Source organism: Ruegeria sp. F5 (assembly GCF_056533845.1).
This window is the reverse complement of the sequence record NZ_JBQFOU010000012.1, coordinates 80,926-96,992: the sequence shown is the minus strand read 5'-3', so window position 1 is coordinate 96,992 and position 16,067 is coordinate 80,926. Positions and strand designations below refer to the sequence as shown.

General features: G+C 61.9%; 17 protein-coding genes. 8 read left to right on the top strand and 9 right to left on the bottom strand.

What is annotated here, in order from left to right; translation table 11 throughout:
• Positions 1-49: 49 nt before the first annotated feature.
• From ACR0K1_RS17735 to ACR0K1_RS17725, 3 genes are all read right to left on the bottom strand, one after another.
• Positions 50-838: an exodeoxyribonuclease III gene (locus ACR0K1_RS17735; protein ID WP_480615710.1), complete on the bottom strand. Its 789-nt coding sequence runs from the start codon at positions 836-838 to the stop codon at positions 50-52.
• Positions 839-911: 73 nt separating this feature from the next.
• The gene (locus ACR0K1_RS17730; RefSeq protein ID WP_480615708.1) at positions 912-1,304 is read right to left on the bottom strand and encodes a GFA family protein; all 393 of its coding nucleotides are present in this window, start codon (positions 1,302-1,304) and stop codon (positions 912-914) included.
• A 236-nt stretch (positions 1,305-1,540) separates the two neighbouring features.
• Positions 1,541-2,227: a response regulator transcription factor gene (locus tag ACR0K1_RS17725; RefSeq protein WP_480851384.1), complete on the bottom strand. Its 687-nt coding sequence runs from the start codon at positions 2,225-2,227 to the stop codon at positions 1,541-1,543.
• Positions 2,228-2,389: 162 nt separating this feature from the next.
• On the opposite strand from ACR0K1_RS17725, the gene ribA reads away from it, so the two are divergent.
• Entirely contained in the window at positions 2,390-3,484 is a 1,095-nt protein-coding gene (ribA, locus tag ACR0K1_RS17720) for a GTP cyclohydrolase II (protein WP_480851383.1), read from the top strand.
• Positions 3,481-3,981: a L,D-transpeptidase family protein gene (locus ACR0K1_RS17715; RefSeq protein ID WP_480851382.1), complete on the top strand. Its 501-nt coding sequence runs from the start codon at positions 3,481-3,483 to the stop codon at positions 3,979-3,981. The genes ribA and ACR0K1_RS17715 overlap by 4 nt, the downstream gene beginning before the upstream one ends.
• Here the strand turns inward: ACR0K1_RS17715 and ACR0K1_RS17710 are convergent.
• Together ACR0K1_RS17710 and ACR0K1_RS17705 are read right to left on the bottom strand one after the other, a co-directional pair.
• Positions 3,965-4,624, bottom strand: a complete 660-nt coding sequence (locus ACR0K1_RS17710) for a YggS family pyridoxal phosphate-dependent enzyme (RefSeq protein WP_480615702.1) — start codon at positions 4,622-4,624, stop codon at positions 3,965-3,967. The two genes, ACR0K1_RS17715 and ACR0K1_RS17710, sit on opposite strands and share 17 nt — an antisense overlap.
• A gap of 102 nt (positions 4,625-4,726) precedes the next feature.
• A complete protein-coding gene (locus ACR0K1_RS17705) occupies positions 4,727-5,770 on the bottom strand; it encodes a porin (RefSeq protein WP_480615700.1) in 1,044 nt (347 codons plus the stop codon).
• 280 nt (positions 5,771-6,050) lie between these two features.
• On the opposite strand from ACR0K1_RS17705, the gene ACR0K1_RS17700 reads away from it, so the two are divergent.
• The 4 genes from ACR0K1_RS17700 to holA all read left to right on the top strand — a co-directional run bounded on the left by ACR0K1_RS17700 (position 6,051) and on the right by holA (position 10,661).
• The gene (locus tag ACR0K1_RS17700; RefSeq protein ID WP_480615698.1) at positions 6,051-6,539 is read left to right on the top strand and encodes a DUF3576 domain-containing protein; all 489 of its coding nucleotides are present in this window, start codon (positions 6,051-6,053) and stop codon (positions 6,537-6,539) included.
• Between the two features lie 72 nt (positions 6,540-6,611).
• The gene (leuS, locus tag ACR0K1_RS17695; RefSeq protein WP_480615696.1) at positions 6,612-9,146 is read left to right on the top strand and encodes a leucine--tRNA ligase; all 2,535 of its coding nucleotides are present in this window, start codon (positions 6,612-6,614) and stop codon (positions 9,144-9,146) included.
• Positions 9,133-9,636, top strand: a complete 504-nt coding sequence (gene lptE, locus ACR0K1_RS17690; protein WP_480615694.1) for an LPS assembly lipoprotein LptE — start codon at positions 9,133-9,135, stop codon at positions 9,634-9,636. Before leuS ends, lptE begins: the two co-directional genes overlap by 14 nt.
• The gene (holA, locus tag ACR0K1_RS17685) at positions 9,633-10,661 is read left to right on the top strand and encodes a DNA polymerase III subunit delta (RefSeq protein ID WP_480851381.1); all 1,029 of its coding nucleotides are present in this window, start codon (positions 9,633-9,635) and stop codon (positions 10,659-10,661) included. Before lptE ends, holA begins: the two co-directional genes overlap by 4 nt.
• Positions 10,662-10,670: 9 nt before the next feature.
• Here holA and ACR0K1_RS17680 read toward each other — a convergent pair whose 3' ends face one another.
• On the bottom strand, positions 10,671-11,855 hold the full coding sequence (locus ACR0K1_RS17680) for a TIGR03862 family flavoprotein (RefSeq protein WP_480615690.1): 1,185 nt from the start codon (positions 11,853-11,855) through the stop codon (positions 10,671-10,673).
• Positions 11,856-11,902: 47 nt separating this feature from the next.
• On the opposite strand from ACR0K1_RS17680, the gene ACR0K1_RS17675 reads away from it, so the two are divergent.
• Positions 11,903-12,199: an HNH endonuclease gene (locus tag ACR0K1_RS17675; RefSeq protein WP_480615688.1), complete on the top strand. Its 297-nt coding sequence runs from the start codon at positions 11,903-11,905 to the stop codon at positions 12,197-12,199.
• Here ACR0K1_RS17675 and ACR0K1_RS17670 read toward each other — a convergent pair whose 3' ends face one another.
• Genes ACR0K1_RS17670 through ACR0K1_RS17660 form a run of 3 tightly spaced genes read right to left on the bottom strand, consistent with a single transcriptional unit; the run spans position 12,200 to position 14,282 of the window.
• The gene (locus tag ACR0K1_RS17670) at positions 12,200-12,937 is read right to left on the bottom strand and encodes a VOC family protein (protein WP_480615686.1); all 738 of its coding nucleotides are present in this window, start codon (positions 12,935-12,937) and stop codon (positions 12,200-12,202) included.
• Positions 12,934-13,542, bottom strand: a complete 609-nt coding sequence (locus ACR0K1_RS17665) for an enoyl-CoA hydratase/isomerase family protein (RefSeq protein WP_480615684.1) — start codon at positions 13,540-13,542, stop codon at positions 12,934-12,936. The genes ACR0K1_RS17670 and ACR0K1_RS17665 overlap by 4 nt, the downstream gene beginning before the upstream one ends.
• Positions 13,539-14,282 (bottom strand): SDR family oxidoreductase, encoded by a 744-nt coding sequence (locus ACR0K1_RS17660; RefSeq protein ID WP_480851380.1) that lies wholly within the window; start codon positions 14,280-14,282, stop codon positions 13,539-13,541. The genes ACR0K1_RS17665 and ACR0K1_RS17660 overlap by 4 nt, the downstream gene beginning before the upstream one ends.
• A gap of 138 nt (positions 14,283-14,420) precedes the next feature.
• Between ACR0K1_RS17660 and ACR0K1_RS17655 the strand changes: the two genes are divergently transcribed.
• Complete coding sequence (locus ACR0K1_RS17655; protein WP_480615680.1) at positions 14,421-15,944, top strand: DUF2125 domain-containing protein; 1,524 nt, start codon at positions 14,421-14,423, stop codon at positions 15,942-15,944.
• The last annotated feature ends 123 nt before the right edge of the window (positions 15,945-16,067 follow it).

Genomic DNA, 16,067 nt, shown 5'->3' with positions numbered 1-16,067 from the left:
GCCCTATATGCAACCGAGCGGGACAGAAACCAAGTGCAGAGTTGCACAATCACAGGTCGAATGTTGCAAAGACCGGGGCGTGATCGCTGGGTTTCTCCCACCCGCGCGCATCGCGCAGGATGCGGCTGGAATGACCGGCGTTCGAGATATCGGGCGTGGCCCAGACGTGATCCAAGCGCCGCCCTTTGTCGGCGGCGTCCCAGTCGCGCGCGCGGTAGGACCACCAACTATACAACCGACCCTCGGGGATATCCTTGCGTGTGATATCGATCCAACCGCCCGCATCCTGTGTTTCGGCCAGTGTTTCGACCTCGATCGGTGTGTGCGAGACCACTTTGAGCAACTGCTTGTGCGACCAGACATCATCTTCACGCGGGGCGATGTTCAGGTCGCCGACGAGGATAGATTTTTCCGGTTTCTCGGCATGGAACCAGTCGCGCATATCGGTCAGGTAATCCAGTTTCTGGCCGAATTTCTCGTTCTTTTCGCGATCCGGGATATCGCCGCCCGCAGGCACATAGAAATTGTGGATCGTCACGCCGTTTTCCAAACGACCCGCAATATGGCGCGCATGGCCCAGACCGGCGAAATCCTTGTCACCGACCTCTTCCATCGGCAGGCGCGACAGGATGGCGACGCCGTTATACCCCTTTTGCCCCCGCGCGATCATGTGGGTGTAACCCAGCGCCGCGAACCCCTCGGTCGGGATTTTCTCGACCGGAGACTTGCATTCCTGCAGACACAACACATCGGGCGCTTCTTCCTGCAGCAATTTCAGCACGATAGGTTCGCGCAGACGGACCGAGTTGATGTTCCAGGTGGCAAGGGTGAAGGGCATGGAAAATGTTCCTCTGTCGCGGTTGGCGCACCCTAGCGTGGTGCCGGTTCAGGTGCCATCGGAAAAATCCGGGCTATGTGGGATGCCCTTCGGACTGGGGTGCGTCATCGCAAATCTCGTACCAATCCGGTTTCTCGGACACAAACTCGTGGAATTGCACCTTGAGGCTTAGCGTTGTGTCCAGCGCATTTGCGGCAATCGGGAAACTGTCTTCCTCTGACAGAATCTCACCCAAAGACGTACCGCAGGTTTTGCAGAAACATCTGCCATATTTGTAAGGCGGGCCCGGTCGGTAAAAGGCGACATTTTCCTTACCCTTAACCCAGGTCAGGTCTTCTTTCTTGACGAATACAATCGTGCTGGCCCCGGCTTTTCGGCAGCGCGAGCAATGACATGTGCCCATAACGGACGGTTCACGGGCCAACTGAAATTCGACGGCCCCGCAAAAGCAACTTCCCTGAATCACCAGAATACCTCCCAACTAAAGCTATGCAGAACATTACATGAACATTTGAGGAATCGCAACGCTGTTCATCCCGGTGCGGGGACCCAAAAGGCACCGAAACTGCACAAAAAAAGCCGGGCCATAAGGCCCGGCAGTCCAACAGGGAGGTGCATGTCATAACCCGGACATGCGCGGGATGGGTGTAAACTAAACTTGTTTACAGAGTATCACTTTGATCCACGTCAATCTACCGTTGATCAAGAGACAAGGCGATATCCGCCGGATTCTGTGACCAAAAGGCGCGCATTGGACGGATCGGGCTCGATCTTCTGCCGCAGACGGTAGATATGGGTTTCCAGCGTGTGGGTCGTGACACCGGCGTTGTAGCCCCAGACCTCGTGCAGCAGCACATCGCGGGCGACCACGCCGTCGGTCGAGCGGTACAGGAACTTGAGGATGTTGGTCTCTTTCTCGGTCAGACGTATCTTGCGATCCTCTTCGGTGATCAGCATCTTCATCGCGGGTTTGAACGTGTAGGGGCCAAGGACAAAGACCGCATCCTCGGATTGTTCATGCTGACGCAGTTGTGCACGGATACGGGCCAGAAGCACCGGGAACTTGAACGGCTTCGAGACATAATCATTCGCGCCCGCATCCAGGCCCAAAATCGTGTCGGCGTCGCTGTCATGTCCGGTCAGCATCAGGATCGGGCTTTTGACGCCTTGTTTGCGCATCAGGCGGCACAGCTCGCGCCCGTCTGTGTCGGGCAGGCCCACGTCGAGAATAACCAGATCGTAAATCGCCTCGCGCGCGCGTTCCATCGCGGATTGACCGTCTGATGCTTCGAACACATCGAAATCCTCGGTCATAACAAGCTGTTCGCTGAGCGCTTCGCGCAGGTCTGCGTCGTCATCCACCAGCAGGATTTTCTTGAGCTGAGCCATTTCCCGGTCCTCCTAAGCCTTTTCCATCACTTGCGCGTGGAATATGCAATCAGCAAGATTTGCTGCAACCGCCTCACGCCTTCGTGTCGGACGCGGAGGAAATGTTTCACATTTCTATTCGAAAGCAGTACCAGAGGCGGTGAACGTTATAGGGTAACACAGATGAGTCTCATCCCCGACATAACCGAGCTGCTGGCACGCGCCCGCGCGGATCTGCGCATGGGGGTTCCGGTGGTCCTGACCGATGACAGCGGGGTCAGCGTGCTTGCGGCTGCGACCGAAACGCTGGGGGCGCAGCGGCTGGCCGATCTGCGGGGGCTGGGCGGCGATCCGGTGGTTGCGATCACCGGGCGGCGGGCGGAAACGCTGAAAGCGCGCGCCTATGATGGCGATCTGGCGCGGGTGCTGATCCCGGCGGATGCGGATATCGGCTGGGTGCAGGCCGTGGCCGACCCTTCGGACGATCTGAACACCCCGATGAAGGGCCCGCTGATGACGGACCGGCAGGGCAGTGCCAATCTGCACCGGCTGGCCATCGCGCTGACCAAATCCGCGCGGCTTCTGCCTGCGGTGGTTGTGGTGCCGGTCGAAGATGGTCGCTCCTTTGCGCCGGCGCACGGGCTGACCTGCATCGATCACACCCGCGCCGCACCGCATCTGGCGGCGCGCAGTGCATTGCACCCGGTGGTCGCCGCCCGGCTGCCGATGGAGGTGTCCGAGGCCGGACGCCTGCACGTTTTCCGCCCCGAGGATGGCGGCGAGGAACATTACGCGGTCGAGATCGGCCGCCCCGACCGCGACAAGCCGGTTCTGGCGCGGCTGCATTCCGCCTGTTTCACCGGCGACCTGATGGGCAGTCTGAAATGCGATTGCGGCCCGCAATTGCGCGGCGCGCTGGCGCAGATGGGCTCTGAGGGCGCCGGTGTGCTGCTGTATCTGAATCAGGAGGGGCGCGGCATCGGGCTGGCAAACAAGATGCGCGCGTATTTCCTGCAGGACCAGGGGTTTGACACGGTTGAGGCCAACCACCGGCTGGGGTTCGAGGATGACGAGCGGGACTTCCGCCTGGGCTCGGACATCCTGAAATCACTGGGCTTTACCTCGGTCCGGTTGCTGACCAACAACCCTGCCAAGATCGCGATGATGGAACGCACGGGTATCGCAGTGACCGAACGCGTCCCGCTGAAAGTTGGGGAAACCGCCCATAATCGTGGTTATCTGGCGACGAAAGCTGCCAAATCCGGGCATTTACTGTGACGCCGGACGATCTGGTTCTGACCCCCCAAGGGGTGCGGTTTTGGGGCCGGATGTTTCCCTGCGCAATCGGGAAAGGCGGGTTGAGCAATTCCAAACGCGAAGGCGACGGGGCAACCCCAACAGGGGTGCATCGCATTGTCGGAATGCTGTACCGGCCAGACCGGATCGCCGCGCCCGTGCGCTGGGCAAGACCCATCGGGCCATCGGACCTATGGTCGGACGATATGTCCGACGAGGACTACAACCAGTTGGTGCGCGCGCCCTATCCGTTCAGCCATGAAAAGCTGCGCCGGGCGGACCCGCTTTATGATCTGGTGGTGATCACCGACTGGAACTGGCCAAATGCGGTGCCCGGCATGGGATCGGCGATATTTTTGCACCAATGGCGGCGTCCGGGGTATCCGACCGAGGGCTGCGTGGCATTCAGGCGCGATCATCTGCGCTGGATCGCAGGCCGGATTGCGCCCGGCACGCGCCTGATCATTCCTGCGGTTTGACCCGCTCGCCGAAAATCGCAGACCCGACCCGGACATGGGTGGCGCCCAACGCGATGGCCTGTTCAAAATCGCTGCTCATCCCCATCGACAGGCCATCCAGCCCGTTGCGCGCAGCAATTTTGGCCAGCAGCGCAAAATGCAGCGACGGTTCTTCCTCGATCGGAGGGATGCACATCAGACCGCGAACCGGCAGATCAAGGCCCTGGCATTCGGCAATGAACGCATCCGCGTCCGAGGGCAGAACCCCGGCCTTCTGCTCCTCTTCCCCGGTGTTGACCTGAATGAACAGATCCGGGCAAGCGCCGATTTCCTGCGCCAGACGGGCCAGAGTTTTGGCCAGTTTTGGCCGGTCGACCGAGTGGATCGCGTCACACAGCTCCATCGCCTGCCGGGCTTTGTTGGTCTGGAGCGGGCCGATCAGATGCAGATCGATGCCCTCGAACTGCTCTTTGAAGGCGGGCCATTTTCCGGCCGCTTCCTGAACCCGGTTCTCGCCGAAACAGCGATGCCCCTGTTCCAGAACCGCTTGCACCCGGTCGTTGGGCTGCACCTTGGACACGGCTATCAGCTTGACTGACCCGGGCCCCCGCCCGGCGCTGGCTTCGGCATTTGTAATGCGGGCAGAGATGTCTTGCAGCGACATGGCGGTCCTCAATCTGTCTTACGCGCAGGAAAACACCATGTTGGCGCAAAAGAAAAGGGCGGGTCCGAAGACCCGCCCCTAAACTTTGTGGTTCAGACCAACTTAGAAGTTGAACTGAGCACCGAAGTCAGCAACGATCTGGTCGCTCGAGCAGATGTCGCAGTCGTTGCGGCCAATACCGCCACGCAGCGATGCACCGCCACCCAGGTCGTAGATGGCACCAACAGCGATCTGCTGAAGGTCGCCGTCAGCCGAACCGTCACCGTAGGTGAACAGCAGGGTGGTTGCAGCGCCCAGGTTGTAGGCAGCCGACAGACCGTACGCGGTACCGTTGAAGGTGTCGTTGACAACGTCATCGTCCGCAACGAACAGAGTACCCGAGAAGTCGCCGAACTCTGCGCCCAGGGTCAGAACGGCCAGGCTCTGCGAGCTAACCGAGCCAGCACCGCTGGTTTCACCGTATGCAACGGCTGCAGTGATGTTGTTGAAGGTGTAAGTCGCGCTGATGTCCCAACGGTCAGCGTCTTCAACGCTGCCGCCTACGCCGGCAACGATTGTTTGCTGGTCATAGGATGCGCCGAAGGCGAAATCGCCAACTGCGTACTGGAAGAACACAGCGTTCGCACCTGAACCGGTCGACGAGTAGGCCAGGAAGTCATAGTCAACGCCCGAGTACTGACCGGCGAACAGTTCCAGACCAACTTCGTTACCGTAGTAGTTTGCCAGGTTGTCGAAGGCACCTGCAACGTTGCCTGCGTCAACACGCAGGCCGCCGAAGATGACCGAGAAGCGTGCGCCGTTGAGGCCAGCTTCGTTGGCTTCGCCGTTGCCGCTGTCTTCGTCAGCCTGCAGACGAACACGACCTTCGAAGCGTACGCCACCGTCGGTTTCAACGATGCCGTCGATGTTCAGACGGAAGCGCGAGACCAGGATGGTGTCGTCAGTGTCAACAGGGCCAGTGGTGCCAGCAGTGGTGATTGTTGTACCACCAGCTGCGGTTGTTGAGGTGGTCAGGACGACCACGTCACCGGAACGGTCTTCTGCGTAACCCAGACCAAAACGGCCGTAACCGCTGAATTTCACTTCAGCTGCTGCAACGCTAGCGGTCGCCATCAGCGCCGTCGTTGCGAAGAGAACTTTTTTCATCTTGTTTCCCTCGGTTTCAAAATTTTCTACTCGACACATGCCTCTGCACATGTCTCAGCACGGACACCGTTTCGCTCTTTTTGCCCCCTTCACGCAAGCTTGGCATAAGTCCATTGGCCTCATTGAGATCAAATTGGTGCAAGGATGCCACAGTCCTTTTTCGCCCCGTTATCCGGTTGAGAAGCGTATATTTCCTAAGAATAGGGTTGTTGCGCCATGGGTCCTTGTCTAGGAGTATCACTCGAACCACGCACAAACAGCGAAACAGGACTGACAGATTATGCGCATGCCGAAGATTCTAGGTTTGATCGTGCTGACCGCGGCAGTCTCGGCATGCGGGCAGAATCGCACCTCTCCGTCGGCTTATAATCCCAACCTGATCACCGGCGGCAATACGGACGAACAGGAACTGAACGATCCGAACCGCTCGACCATCTGGGATGTGTTCGACCGCAGCAATGCGGAACAGACGACAAATGTGAACCGGTACCTTTGGGCGGCATCGCTGGATGTGCTGAATTTCCTGCCTGTGCAAGAGGTCGATCCGTTTACCGGTGTGATTGTAACGGGTTACGGGACACCTCCGGGCGGTGGCCGGTCGTACCGGGCAACCGTGCATATCAGCGATCCGGCCCTTGCGGCGCGGTCTTTGTCGGTCGCGCTGCAGTCCGGCGGCGGTGCCCCGGTCAGCGCCGCGACCACCCGCGCGGTCGAGGACGCCATCCTGTCGCGGGCACGCCAGCTACGCATTGCAGACAGTAAGTTCTAGCAACCCGACAAAAATCGCACTAAGACCACGCCGGGTTCCCACCCGGCGTATTCATTCACGAAGGACCGCACGATGTCGCGCTACTCGGCCACCGAAATCGAAGCAAAATGGCAAGAGGCCTGGGACAAGGCCGGAATCTTCACCGCCAACCACAAGGCGGACAAGCCGAAATACTACGTGCTTGAGATGTTCCCCTACCCGTCGGGGCGGATCCATATGGGGCATGTGCGCAACTATACGATGGGCGACGTGATCGCGCGGCACAAGCTGGCGACCGGCCATAACGTATTGCACCCGATGGGGTGGGATGCCTTCGGGATGCCTGCCGAAAACGCCGCGATGGCCATCGGCGGACATCCGAAAGACTGGACCTATGGCAATATCGCCGACATGCGCGGGCAGATGAAGCCTCTGGGCCTGTCGATCGACTGGTCGCGGGAGTTTGCCACCTGCGACCCGGAATATTACGGCCAGCAGCAGGCTCTGTTCCTGGATATGCTCCAGGCCGGGCTGGTTTACCGCAAGAACGCCGTGGTGAACTGGGACCCGGTTGATATGACCGTTCTGGCCAACGAACAGGTCGAAAACGGGCGCGGCTGGCGCTCGGGCGCATTGGTCGAGCGTCGTGAGTTGACGCAATGGTTCTTTAAGATTAGCGATTATTCCGAGGAACTGCTCGACGCGCTGGACACGCTGGACAACTGGCCCGCCAAGGTGCGCCTGATGCAGGAAAACTGGATCGGCAAATCGCGCGGCCTGCAATTTGGCTTTGAACGCACGGATGGGGGTGAGCCGATCACCGTCTATACCACACGGCCCGATACGCTGCTGGGCGCGTCTTTCGTTGGCATCTCGCCGGATCATCCGATTGCCAAGCAGCTTGAGGCCGAGAACCCGGAAGCCGCTGAATTTGTTGCCGAATGCCGCAAGGGCGGCACCACGGAAGAGGCCATCGAAACCGCCGAAAAGCTGGGCTATGACACCGGTATCCGCGTGAGTCACCCGCTGGACCCGAATTGGGAACTGCCGGTCTGGATCGCCAACTTCATCCTGATGGATTACGGCACCGGCGCGATCTTTGCCTGCCCGGCACATGACCAGCGCGACCTCGATTTCTGCCGTAAATACGGCCTGCCCGTGGTCGATACCTTCTTCGCGCTTGAGGATGGCGCGCCGGTCGACAAGATCGCGTTTGTTCCGCCGAAGACCGAGAAAGTCCGCTGGGTGAACCATTTCGCCGGCCTGACCGAGGCCACCGGCGACGAGGCGATCAATGCCACCGTCGATTTCGCCGAAAAGGCCGGTTGGGGCGAAGGCGTCACCAAATACCGCTTGCGCGACTGGGGCCTGAGCCGCCAGCGCTATTGGGGCTGCCCGATTCCCGTCGTGCATTGCGAAAGCTGCGGTGTGGTGCCCGAGAAGAAAGAAAACCTGCCGGTCCGCCTGCCCGATGATGTCAGTTTTGACAAACCGGGCAACCCGCTGGACCGTCACCCCACATGGCGCGATTGCGAATGCCCGAAATGCGGTGCCCCTGCCAAGCGCGAGACCGACACGATGGACACTTTCGTCGATTCGTCGTGGTATTTCGCCCGCTTCACCGCGCCGCGCGCCGAAACCCCCACCGATCTGGCCGAGGCCGAGTACTGGATGAACGTGGACCAGTATATCGGCGGTATCGAGCATGCGATTCTGCACCTGCTCTATTCCCGCTTCTTCGCGCGCGCGATGAACATCACCGGCCATCTGCCCAAAAAAGCCATCGAGCCCTTCGATGCGCTGTTCACCCAAGGCATGGTGACACATGAGATTTACCAGACCCGCGACGCCAATGGCCGCCCGGTCTATCACCTGCCCGAGGACGTGACCGACGGCAAACTGGCTGACGGCACCGAGGTCGAGGTCATCCCCTCGGCCAAAATGTCGAAATCCAAGAAGAACGTTGTCGATCCGGTCAGCATCATCTCGGCCTTTGGCGCAGACACCGCGCGCTGGTTTGTGCTGTCCGATTCGCCGCCCGAGCGGGATGTGGAATGGACCGCTTCCGGGGCCGAGGCCGCGTTCAAGCATCTCAGCCGTGTGCACCGCATCGCCTCGGAAGTCGCTGAGTCGGACAACCCGGCCAATACTGAGGATGAAACCCTGCTGCGCGAGATGCACAAGGCGATTCACGATGTTTCGGGTGGCGTCGAGTCCTTTGGCTTCAACGCATCCATTGCCAAGCTTTATGCCTTTACCAACACGCTGGCGAAATCCAAGGCGGGCTCGGCTGCCAAACGCGAGGCCGCCAAAACGCTGGCGCAATTGATGTCCCCCATGACCCCGCACCTGTCCGAGGAGCTCTGGCAATTGCTGGGCGGCGAGGGGCTGGTCGCCACCGCCCCCTGGCCCATCGCGGATGAGGCGATGCTGGTCGATGACACCGTCACCCTGCCGATCCAGATCAACGGCAAGCGCCGTGCGGAAATCAGCGTGGCCAAGGACATGGCCAAGGACGAGGTTGAAAAAATCGCGCTCAGCACCGAAGCTGTGCAAAAGGCGCTGGATGGGTCAGCGCCGAAGAAAGTGATCGTAGTCCCGGGCCGGATCGTGAATGTCGTCGTTTGATCGCAGAACCCTGCTGTTGATGCCGCTGGCAGCCTGTTTCTTGGGGGCCGCCTGCGGGTTCCAACCCGTCTACGCCCCGGGCGGATCGGGGTCAGAGCTTTACGGCAAGGTTGCTGTATCGGCCCCCAACACGGTCGACAGCTATCTTCTGGTGCAGAATCTGGAACAGCAACTGGGCCGCAGCGCGGCTTCAGGCGGCGCGTACAAGCTGGACGTTAAGGTCTCGACCCGAATCCGGGCCGCCGCGATCACGACGACAAACGAAACCAACCGCTATTCCATCGACGGACAGGCGCAATATTCGTTGCGATCTAACGAAACCGGCCAGATCGTGGCATCGGGCACCGTATCCGACTTTGTCGGCTATTCGGCCGCCGGGTCCACGGTCTCCACCCTGGCGGATGAGCGGGACGCCAAGGAACGGCTGATGGTGATTCTGTCGAGCCAGATCATGAACCGCCTTTACGCCACGCCGGGCCTGACCGCATGAAGCTGAGCCCGCGCGAGGCGGATGGGTATTTCGCAAAGCCGGATGCGGGCAAAACCGGTCTGCTGATCTATGGCGCGGATGCCATGCGCGTCGCGCTGAAACGCCAGCAAGTCTTGGCCGCCCTTCTTGGGGCCGGTGCTGAAGAGGAAATGCGCCTGACCCGCCTGCCCGGTAGCGACCTGCGCGGCGATCCGGCCCTGTTGCTGGATGCGGTCAAGGCGGTGGGATTCTTCCCCGGCCCCCGCGCGGTGTATGTCGAGGACACGACCGATTCCGCCGCACCATCGATCCTCGCCGCGTTGGAAGATTGGGTGCCCGGCGACGCCCAGATCATCGTGACGGCGGGGCAACTCAAGCCAGGTTCGAAGATTCGCAAGGCGTTCGAGGCGCATGCCAACGCCTATGCCGTCGGCATCTACGACGATCCGCCCTCGCGGGCCGAGGTCGAGCGGGTGCTGGCCCACGCCGGGCTGCAGAACATCCCGCGCGAGTCGATGTCGGCGCTGAGTGAACTGGCCACCAGCCTCAGCCCCGGCGATTTCGCGCAGACGGTCGAGAAGCTGTCGCTCTACAAACGCGGCGATTCTTCGGAACTGAACATTGAGGATATCGAGGCCTGCGCCCCGCGCTCGACTGAGGCCGCGCTGGACGATGTTCTGAACGTCGTCGCCGAGGGCCGCGCCGGAGAGATCGGGCCGTTGATCCGCCGCCTGCAGGCACAAGGCACCAACGGCGTCACACTATGCATCGGCGCGACCCGGCATTTTCGGACGCTTTATGCCTGCGCGTCGGACCCGGGCGGGGCGGCACAGGGGATCGGCAAGCTGCGCCCACCGGTCTATGGCAAGCGGCGCGACCGTATTCTGCGGCAGGCGCAGGGCTGGGGCGCGCCCAAGCTGCAGACCGCGCTGACGGTGCTGACCGATACCGACCTGTCGCTGCGGTCTGCCGGTCAAACTGCGCCTGCGATGGCGCTGGTGGAACGGGCGATGATCCGTCTGGCGATGCTGGCCCGGTCGCGCTGATCTTCGGACCTAGCGGTTGGCCTTTAGCCATCTGGCAGCCGACCGGCCCGCCCAGCGGCCTGTCGCAAGGCAGGCGGTCAGCAGGTAACCACCGGTCGGGGCCTCCCAATCCAGCATCTCACCGGCGCAGAAGACGCCCGGTTTGGTGGTCAACATCAGGCCATCGTTCACCGCATCGCGCCGCACACCGCCTGCGGTCGAGATCGCCTCGTCCATCGGGCGCAGCCCGTTGTGGCGAATGGGCAGAGCCTTGAGCAGCCGCGCAAGGTCATACGGCGCGTTGGGAATCGGGCGGCCAAACTCCATCAGCAGGGCCATCTTGGCCGGATCCAGCTTCAGCACTTTGCGCAGGTGATTGGACAGGCTGGCCTTGCCGCGCGGTTTGCTCAGGCGCGCGGTAATGTCGTCGCGCGCAAGGTCCGGCATCAGGTCGAGCGTCAGCGGCGCGCCCGCGCGCACCGCTTTGCAGATGGCATAGACACCGCCACCCTCAAGCCCGCGCGCAGATATCACCGCCTCGCCGCGTGATCGCAACGCTCCGGCCTGCAGGGCGGCCCCTTTCACAGGTGCGCCGAAATGGGGTGTCATGTGATCCGACCAATCGACCAGCAGCCCGACATTGGCGGGCGCAAAGGGGGCAAGCGCCACGCCTTGTTCGGCAAGCGCGTCGGCCCATTGCCCGTCCGAGCCCAACCGCGCCCAACTGGCCCCGCCCATCGCAAGGATTGTCGCGTCTGTGTTCAGCCTCTGCGGCCCATCCGGCGTATCGAAGGCCAGCGCCTCACCGTCCCACCCGGTCCAGCGCCAGCGGGTTCTGATCTCGACCCCCGCCTGCGCCAGCCGCGCAAGCCATGCGCGCAGCAGCGGCGAGGCTTTCATGACCGTCGGAAACACCCGGCCTGTCGAGCCGGTGAACAACTCCTGCCCCAAGCCACGCGCCCAGTTCTGAACGGCCTCGGCATCGAATTCGGCGATCATCGGCTGCAGCCACTCCGCCGCCTCGTCATAGGACCGGATCAGCGTCTCGAACGGCTCGTCCCTGGTCAGGTTCAGCCCCGACTTCCCCGCCATCAGAAACTTGCGCGCGACCGAGGGTTTGGCCTCGGCCACAATCACCGCATGACCGGCGGCGGCAAGCTGTTCAGCGGCCATCAAACCCGCTGGCCCTGCCCCGATCACCACTGCCTGCGCCATTTTCACCCTCTTGCCTTGGCCGCCTGTTGGCGCAAATTTCATACACCATGAAGACCAGCGATCCGATCTGCCCGCTTTGCGACCGCCCGATCCCCGACGGGTCGGGCAGCCTGCATCATCTGATCCCAAAACTCAAAGGAGGCAAGGGCGGACCGACCGTCCTGCTGCACCAGATCTGCCACAAAGAAGTCCACGCCACCCTGACCGAGGCGGAACTGGCCCGCAACTTCAACACGGTCGAGGCCCTGCGCGCCCATCCCCGGCTTGAGAAATTCCTTGGCTGGGTCCGCAAACGCCCGCCCGGTTTCCGTTCGAAAGTGCCGGGCAAGCGGCGGGGGCGGTGATCAGCCGGGCAGGACCGGGTCGCCAAAGGGATCTGTCAGAGGGCCTCCCAGCCCCTCAACCTCGATCCCTTTATAGTCGGGGACCAGGGCAAAACTGGCTCCGTTGACATGCTGGAATTCCAGCGTTGTATAGGGGCGTTTCCACAGCCATTCGCGGTTTGCCACCGACCAGAGATCGGGGTCTGGCGGCGCATCTTCGGTGAAGGCATAGAAATGCAGGTCGAACCCATACGGGGCCACATCCTGCACGGACAGAAGCCGCATGCCCTGTGCGCGACAGAACGCATCCTCGGCAGCGATATCCCCGGTCCGCAACGTGATCTGACCGATCCGCGCCTGGGCAAACGGGGCCTCGGGGTTCGCCGCGTTGTCTGGGCGGTTGCCTTCGAAATCGTGCTGAAGCAGTTCGATGACAAACCCTTCGGGGTCGCTCAGGTGACACATATAGCCGATATCCAGAAACTGGTTCGGCGTGCTGACGGTGACGCCCTGCTGGTGCAGCGACGCGGCGGCCAGATCGACATCTGGCAGGGTCAAGCCGATCTTCCAGTAGCGCTGGCCCCGGTCATGGGCATAGCCGCCGCCACCGGGCATCAGCAGCAGATCGGCATCCTGACCCTTATAGCCAACGCGACGGTTCGACCCCTCGGCGCGCACCGACATGCCCAGCGCATCGCGGTAGAAGGCGGCCAGCCGGTCGGGGTCGGCCACACGCAGGCGCAGGGCTGACAGCCTCATCCGCAGAGCCTTGCAATGCCTGCGGCAATCTTCGGGTCCGCGCCCAGACTGTCAGCGACCAGATCGCGGGCCGTCTGCATCAGGTCCTCGGGTTCGACCACGCGGTCCACGAGGCCAAAGCGATAGGCCTCCTGCGCGGTGATCTTTTGTCCGGCCATCAGGATCAGCCGGGTTCGGGCCGGTCCGATCAGCGCAGACATGCGTTTGGGATCAGAGGGTTGCGGCAGAAAGCCCAGCTTCATGACCGGGTAGAAGAACTTGGCCGATGGCACGGCAATACGCAGATCGCAGGCCAGCGCCATGCCGTTCGCCCCGCCCGCCAGCGTGCCGTTCAACGCCGCGACGGTCAGGCAGGGCAACGCGGCAATCGCACCGGACAGCCGCTCCCACACGTCCGAGGTTGCAAGCCCCGCCCGCGCCTCCTCCAGATCGGCGCCGGCGCTGAACACCTTGCCCGCCCCGGTCAGGATCAGCGCCCGAGCTTCGGTTGCGGCTTCGGCAATCTCGGCCAGTTCGGTCAGCATCGCCCCGGTCAGCGCGTTGGCCTTGCCGGGGTTGTTGATCGTCACGGTCCACAGACCGTCCTCTTGCACCAGTTCGATCACGTCAGGCCAATCCTTGCGCGAACGTCCTCCTGCCTAAGCGAGATTTCCGTGCCCAGAAACTCATCCGCATCGCCCGAGCACATCCATAGCAACGCCCGTGCAGGCCAGTCTGCCGGAATGTGCACATCCCAGTCCAGCTGGCTGACCGGATTGATACCACTGGCCTTGATGACCCGCTGCATGTCGGTCGCGACGGTGCCGGGGGACAGGCCCATGGCGCGGATGCTGTTATGGCCCTCTTCCAGATGCAGGCATTCGGTCAGCATTTTCGCCCCGGCCTTTGACGCGCAATAGTGGCTCCATGCCTCAACCGGGTTCGAGGCCGCGCCCGACGAAACCGTCAGCACCGTTCCGCCACCCGCTGCGCGCATGACCGGAAGGGCCGCGCGCATGCCGTAGAACACGCCCTTGAGGTTGATGTCGATCGCCTGGCTCCAGTTGGCGACATCGGCGTTCGAAAGATGAAAGATCGGCTCGATCACCCCGGCATTGCCGATCAGCACATCCAGACCGCCAAAGCGCGCGACGCAATCGGCCACCGCCTGTTCGACCTGCGCGAAATCGCTGACGTCGCAGGCCAGCGCGATGGCATTTTCACCCAGCGCCGCCGCCAGCGCCTCGATCTGGTCGCGGCTGCGCGCCACCAGCGCGACATTGGCGCCGGCTGCGGCAAAAACGCGCCCTGCCTCGGCCCCGATGCCCCGGCTGGCGCCTGTAATAAGTACCGTTTTCCCCTGCATGTGCCGCTCCTCTTTCATTGCGCCGTGAACTTTCTGCAGGGGTAGCGCGGAAACGGGGAAGCGGTCTACCCCTTGCCCCTTGACGATGGCAGCCCCAGACCCGACGATGCGCGCAAAATTGATAACGAAGGGTATCCTATGTCTGTTTTTCTACGCCGCGGTTGTGGCGCAGCCCTGGCCTATGCGGTCGCCACCCAAGGCGCGCTGGCCGATCTGACCGCGGATGACGTCTGGTCCGACTGGCAGACCTATTTCGAGTCGATGGGCTACAGCGTTACCGGCGATCAGAGCGTGTCGGGCGATGTGATCACCATTTCGGACATGACCGTTACGCTGGACATGCCGGAAGAGGACGGGCAGTTCACCGTCACCGTGCCCGCGATGGAGCTGACGGAAAACGGCGATGGCACTGTTAGCATCGGCCTGCCCAACAGATTTCCGATGACCGCGTCCGGCGATGCCGAGGGTAAGGCCTTTTCGGTCGATATCGTCTATTCCCACGATCAGTTGGACATGGTGGTGTCGGGCGCGCCCGACGACATGACCTATGACTACACCGCCGCCACGCTGGGGATCGTGCTGGATTCGCTCAAGGTCGAAGGCGAGGACATGCCCGAAGACGCGCTTGGCGTCAGCGTCAGCATGAGCGATCTGGCCGGAAGCTCTCGCATGCGCATCGGTGAAACCCGGAACATCGCGCAGACGTTCAAAGCCGGTGACATGGCCTATACCCTGCGCTTCAAAGAGCCTGAAAGCGGCGATAGCGGCCTGATCGACGGGGTGTTGAAAGAGCTGTCCTTCGACGGCGACAACATTATCCCGGTCGGGATCGACCTGTCCGACCCCAAGGCGCTTTACGAGGCCGGCTTTTCCTTCTCGGGCAATTTCACCTATGCTTCGGGTGCCACGGATATCAGCGGCGTCAGCGAGGGTGAGGCCTTTTCGATGGGCAGCTCGTCGGATGGCGGGCGTTTCGCCGCCAGCATCGACGCCGAGCGCCTTGCCTATGTTATCGAACAAAACAGCACCAAGCTGGCCGTGACCACCGCCGATCTGCCCTTTCCCATCGAGATCGCGATGGACAGCGCCGGTCTGAAATTCGAATTCCCGGTCAAGCAATCGGAAGAGATTCAGCCCTTTGGCTTTGGCGTCAACCTGACCGATTTCACCATGTCCGATGTGTTGTGGAGCATCTTCGACCCCGCCGGTGCCCTGCCGCGCGATCCGGCGACCATTGCGCTGGACGCCACCGGTACGGCGAAGGTTCTGATGAACATCTTCGACCCCGAAACCGCGACCCAGCTGGAAACCTCGGACGAGGCGCCCGGTGAACTGCATTCGCTGAAAATCAACGAATTGCTGGTGTCGCTGGTCGGGGCGAAACTGACCGGAGACGGGGATTTCACCTTTGACAACTCGAACACTCAGGAATACGGCGGGATGCCCGCGCCTTCGGGCGTGGCGAACCTGCAGCTTTCGGGTGCGAACGCGCTGATCGACACGCTGATCGGCATGGGCGTGATCGGCGAGAGTGACGCGCTGGGGGCCCGGATGATGATGGGCATGATGGCGGTTCCGGGCGATCAGCCCGATACGCTGAATTCGACTATCGAGTTCACCGAAGACGGCCAGATTCTGGCCAACGGCCAGCGCATCAAATAATGCGCCCCGGAAGAAGGCCGTAATCACGCGGCCTTCTTCCTGCCTGCACCCGGGGCCCGGGTTTCCACAGGATTTGTTCATACTTCAATCGGTTCACAGGTCTTGCGGGGCGGGCGGTCCGGG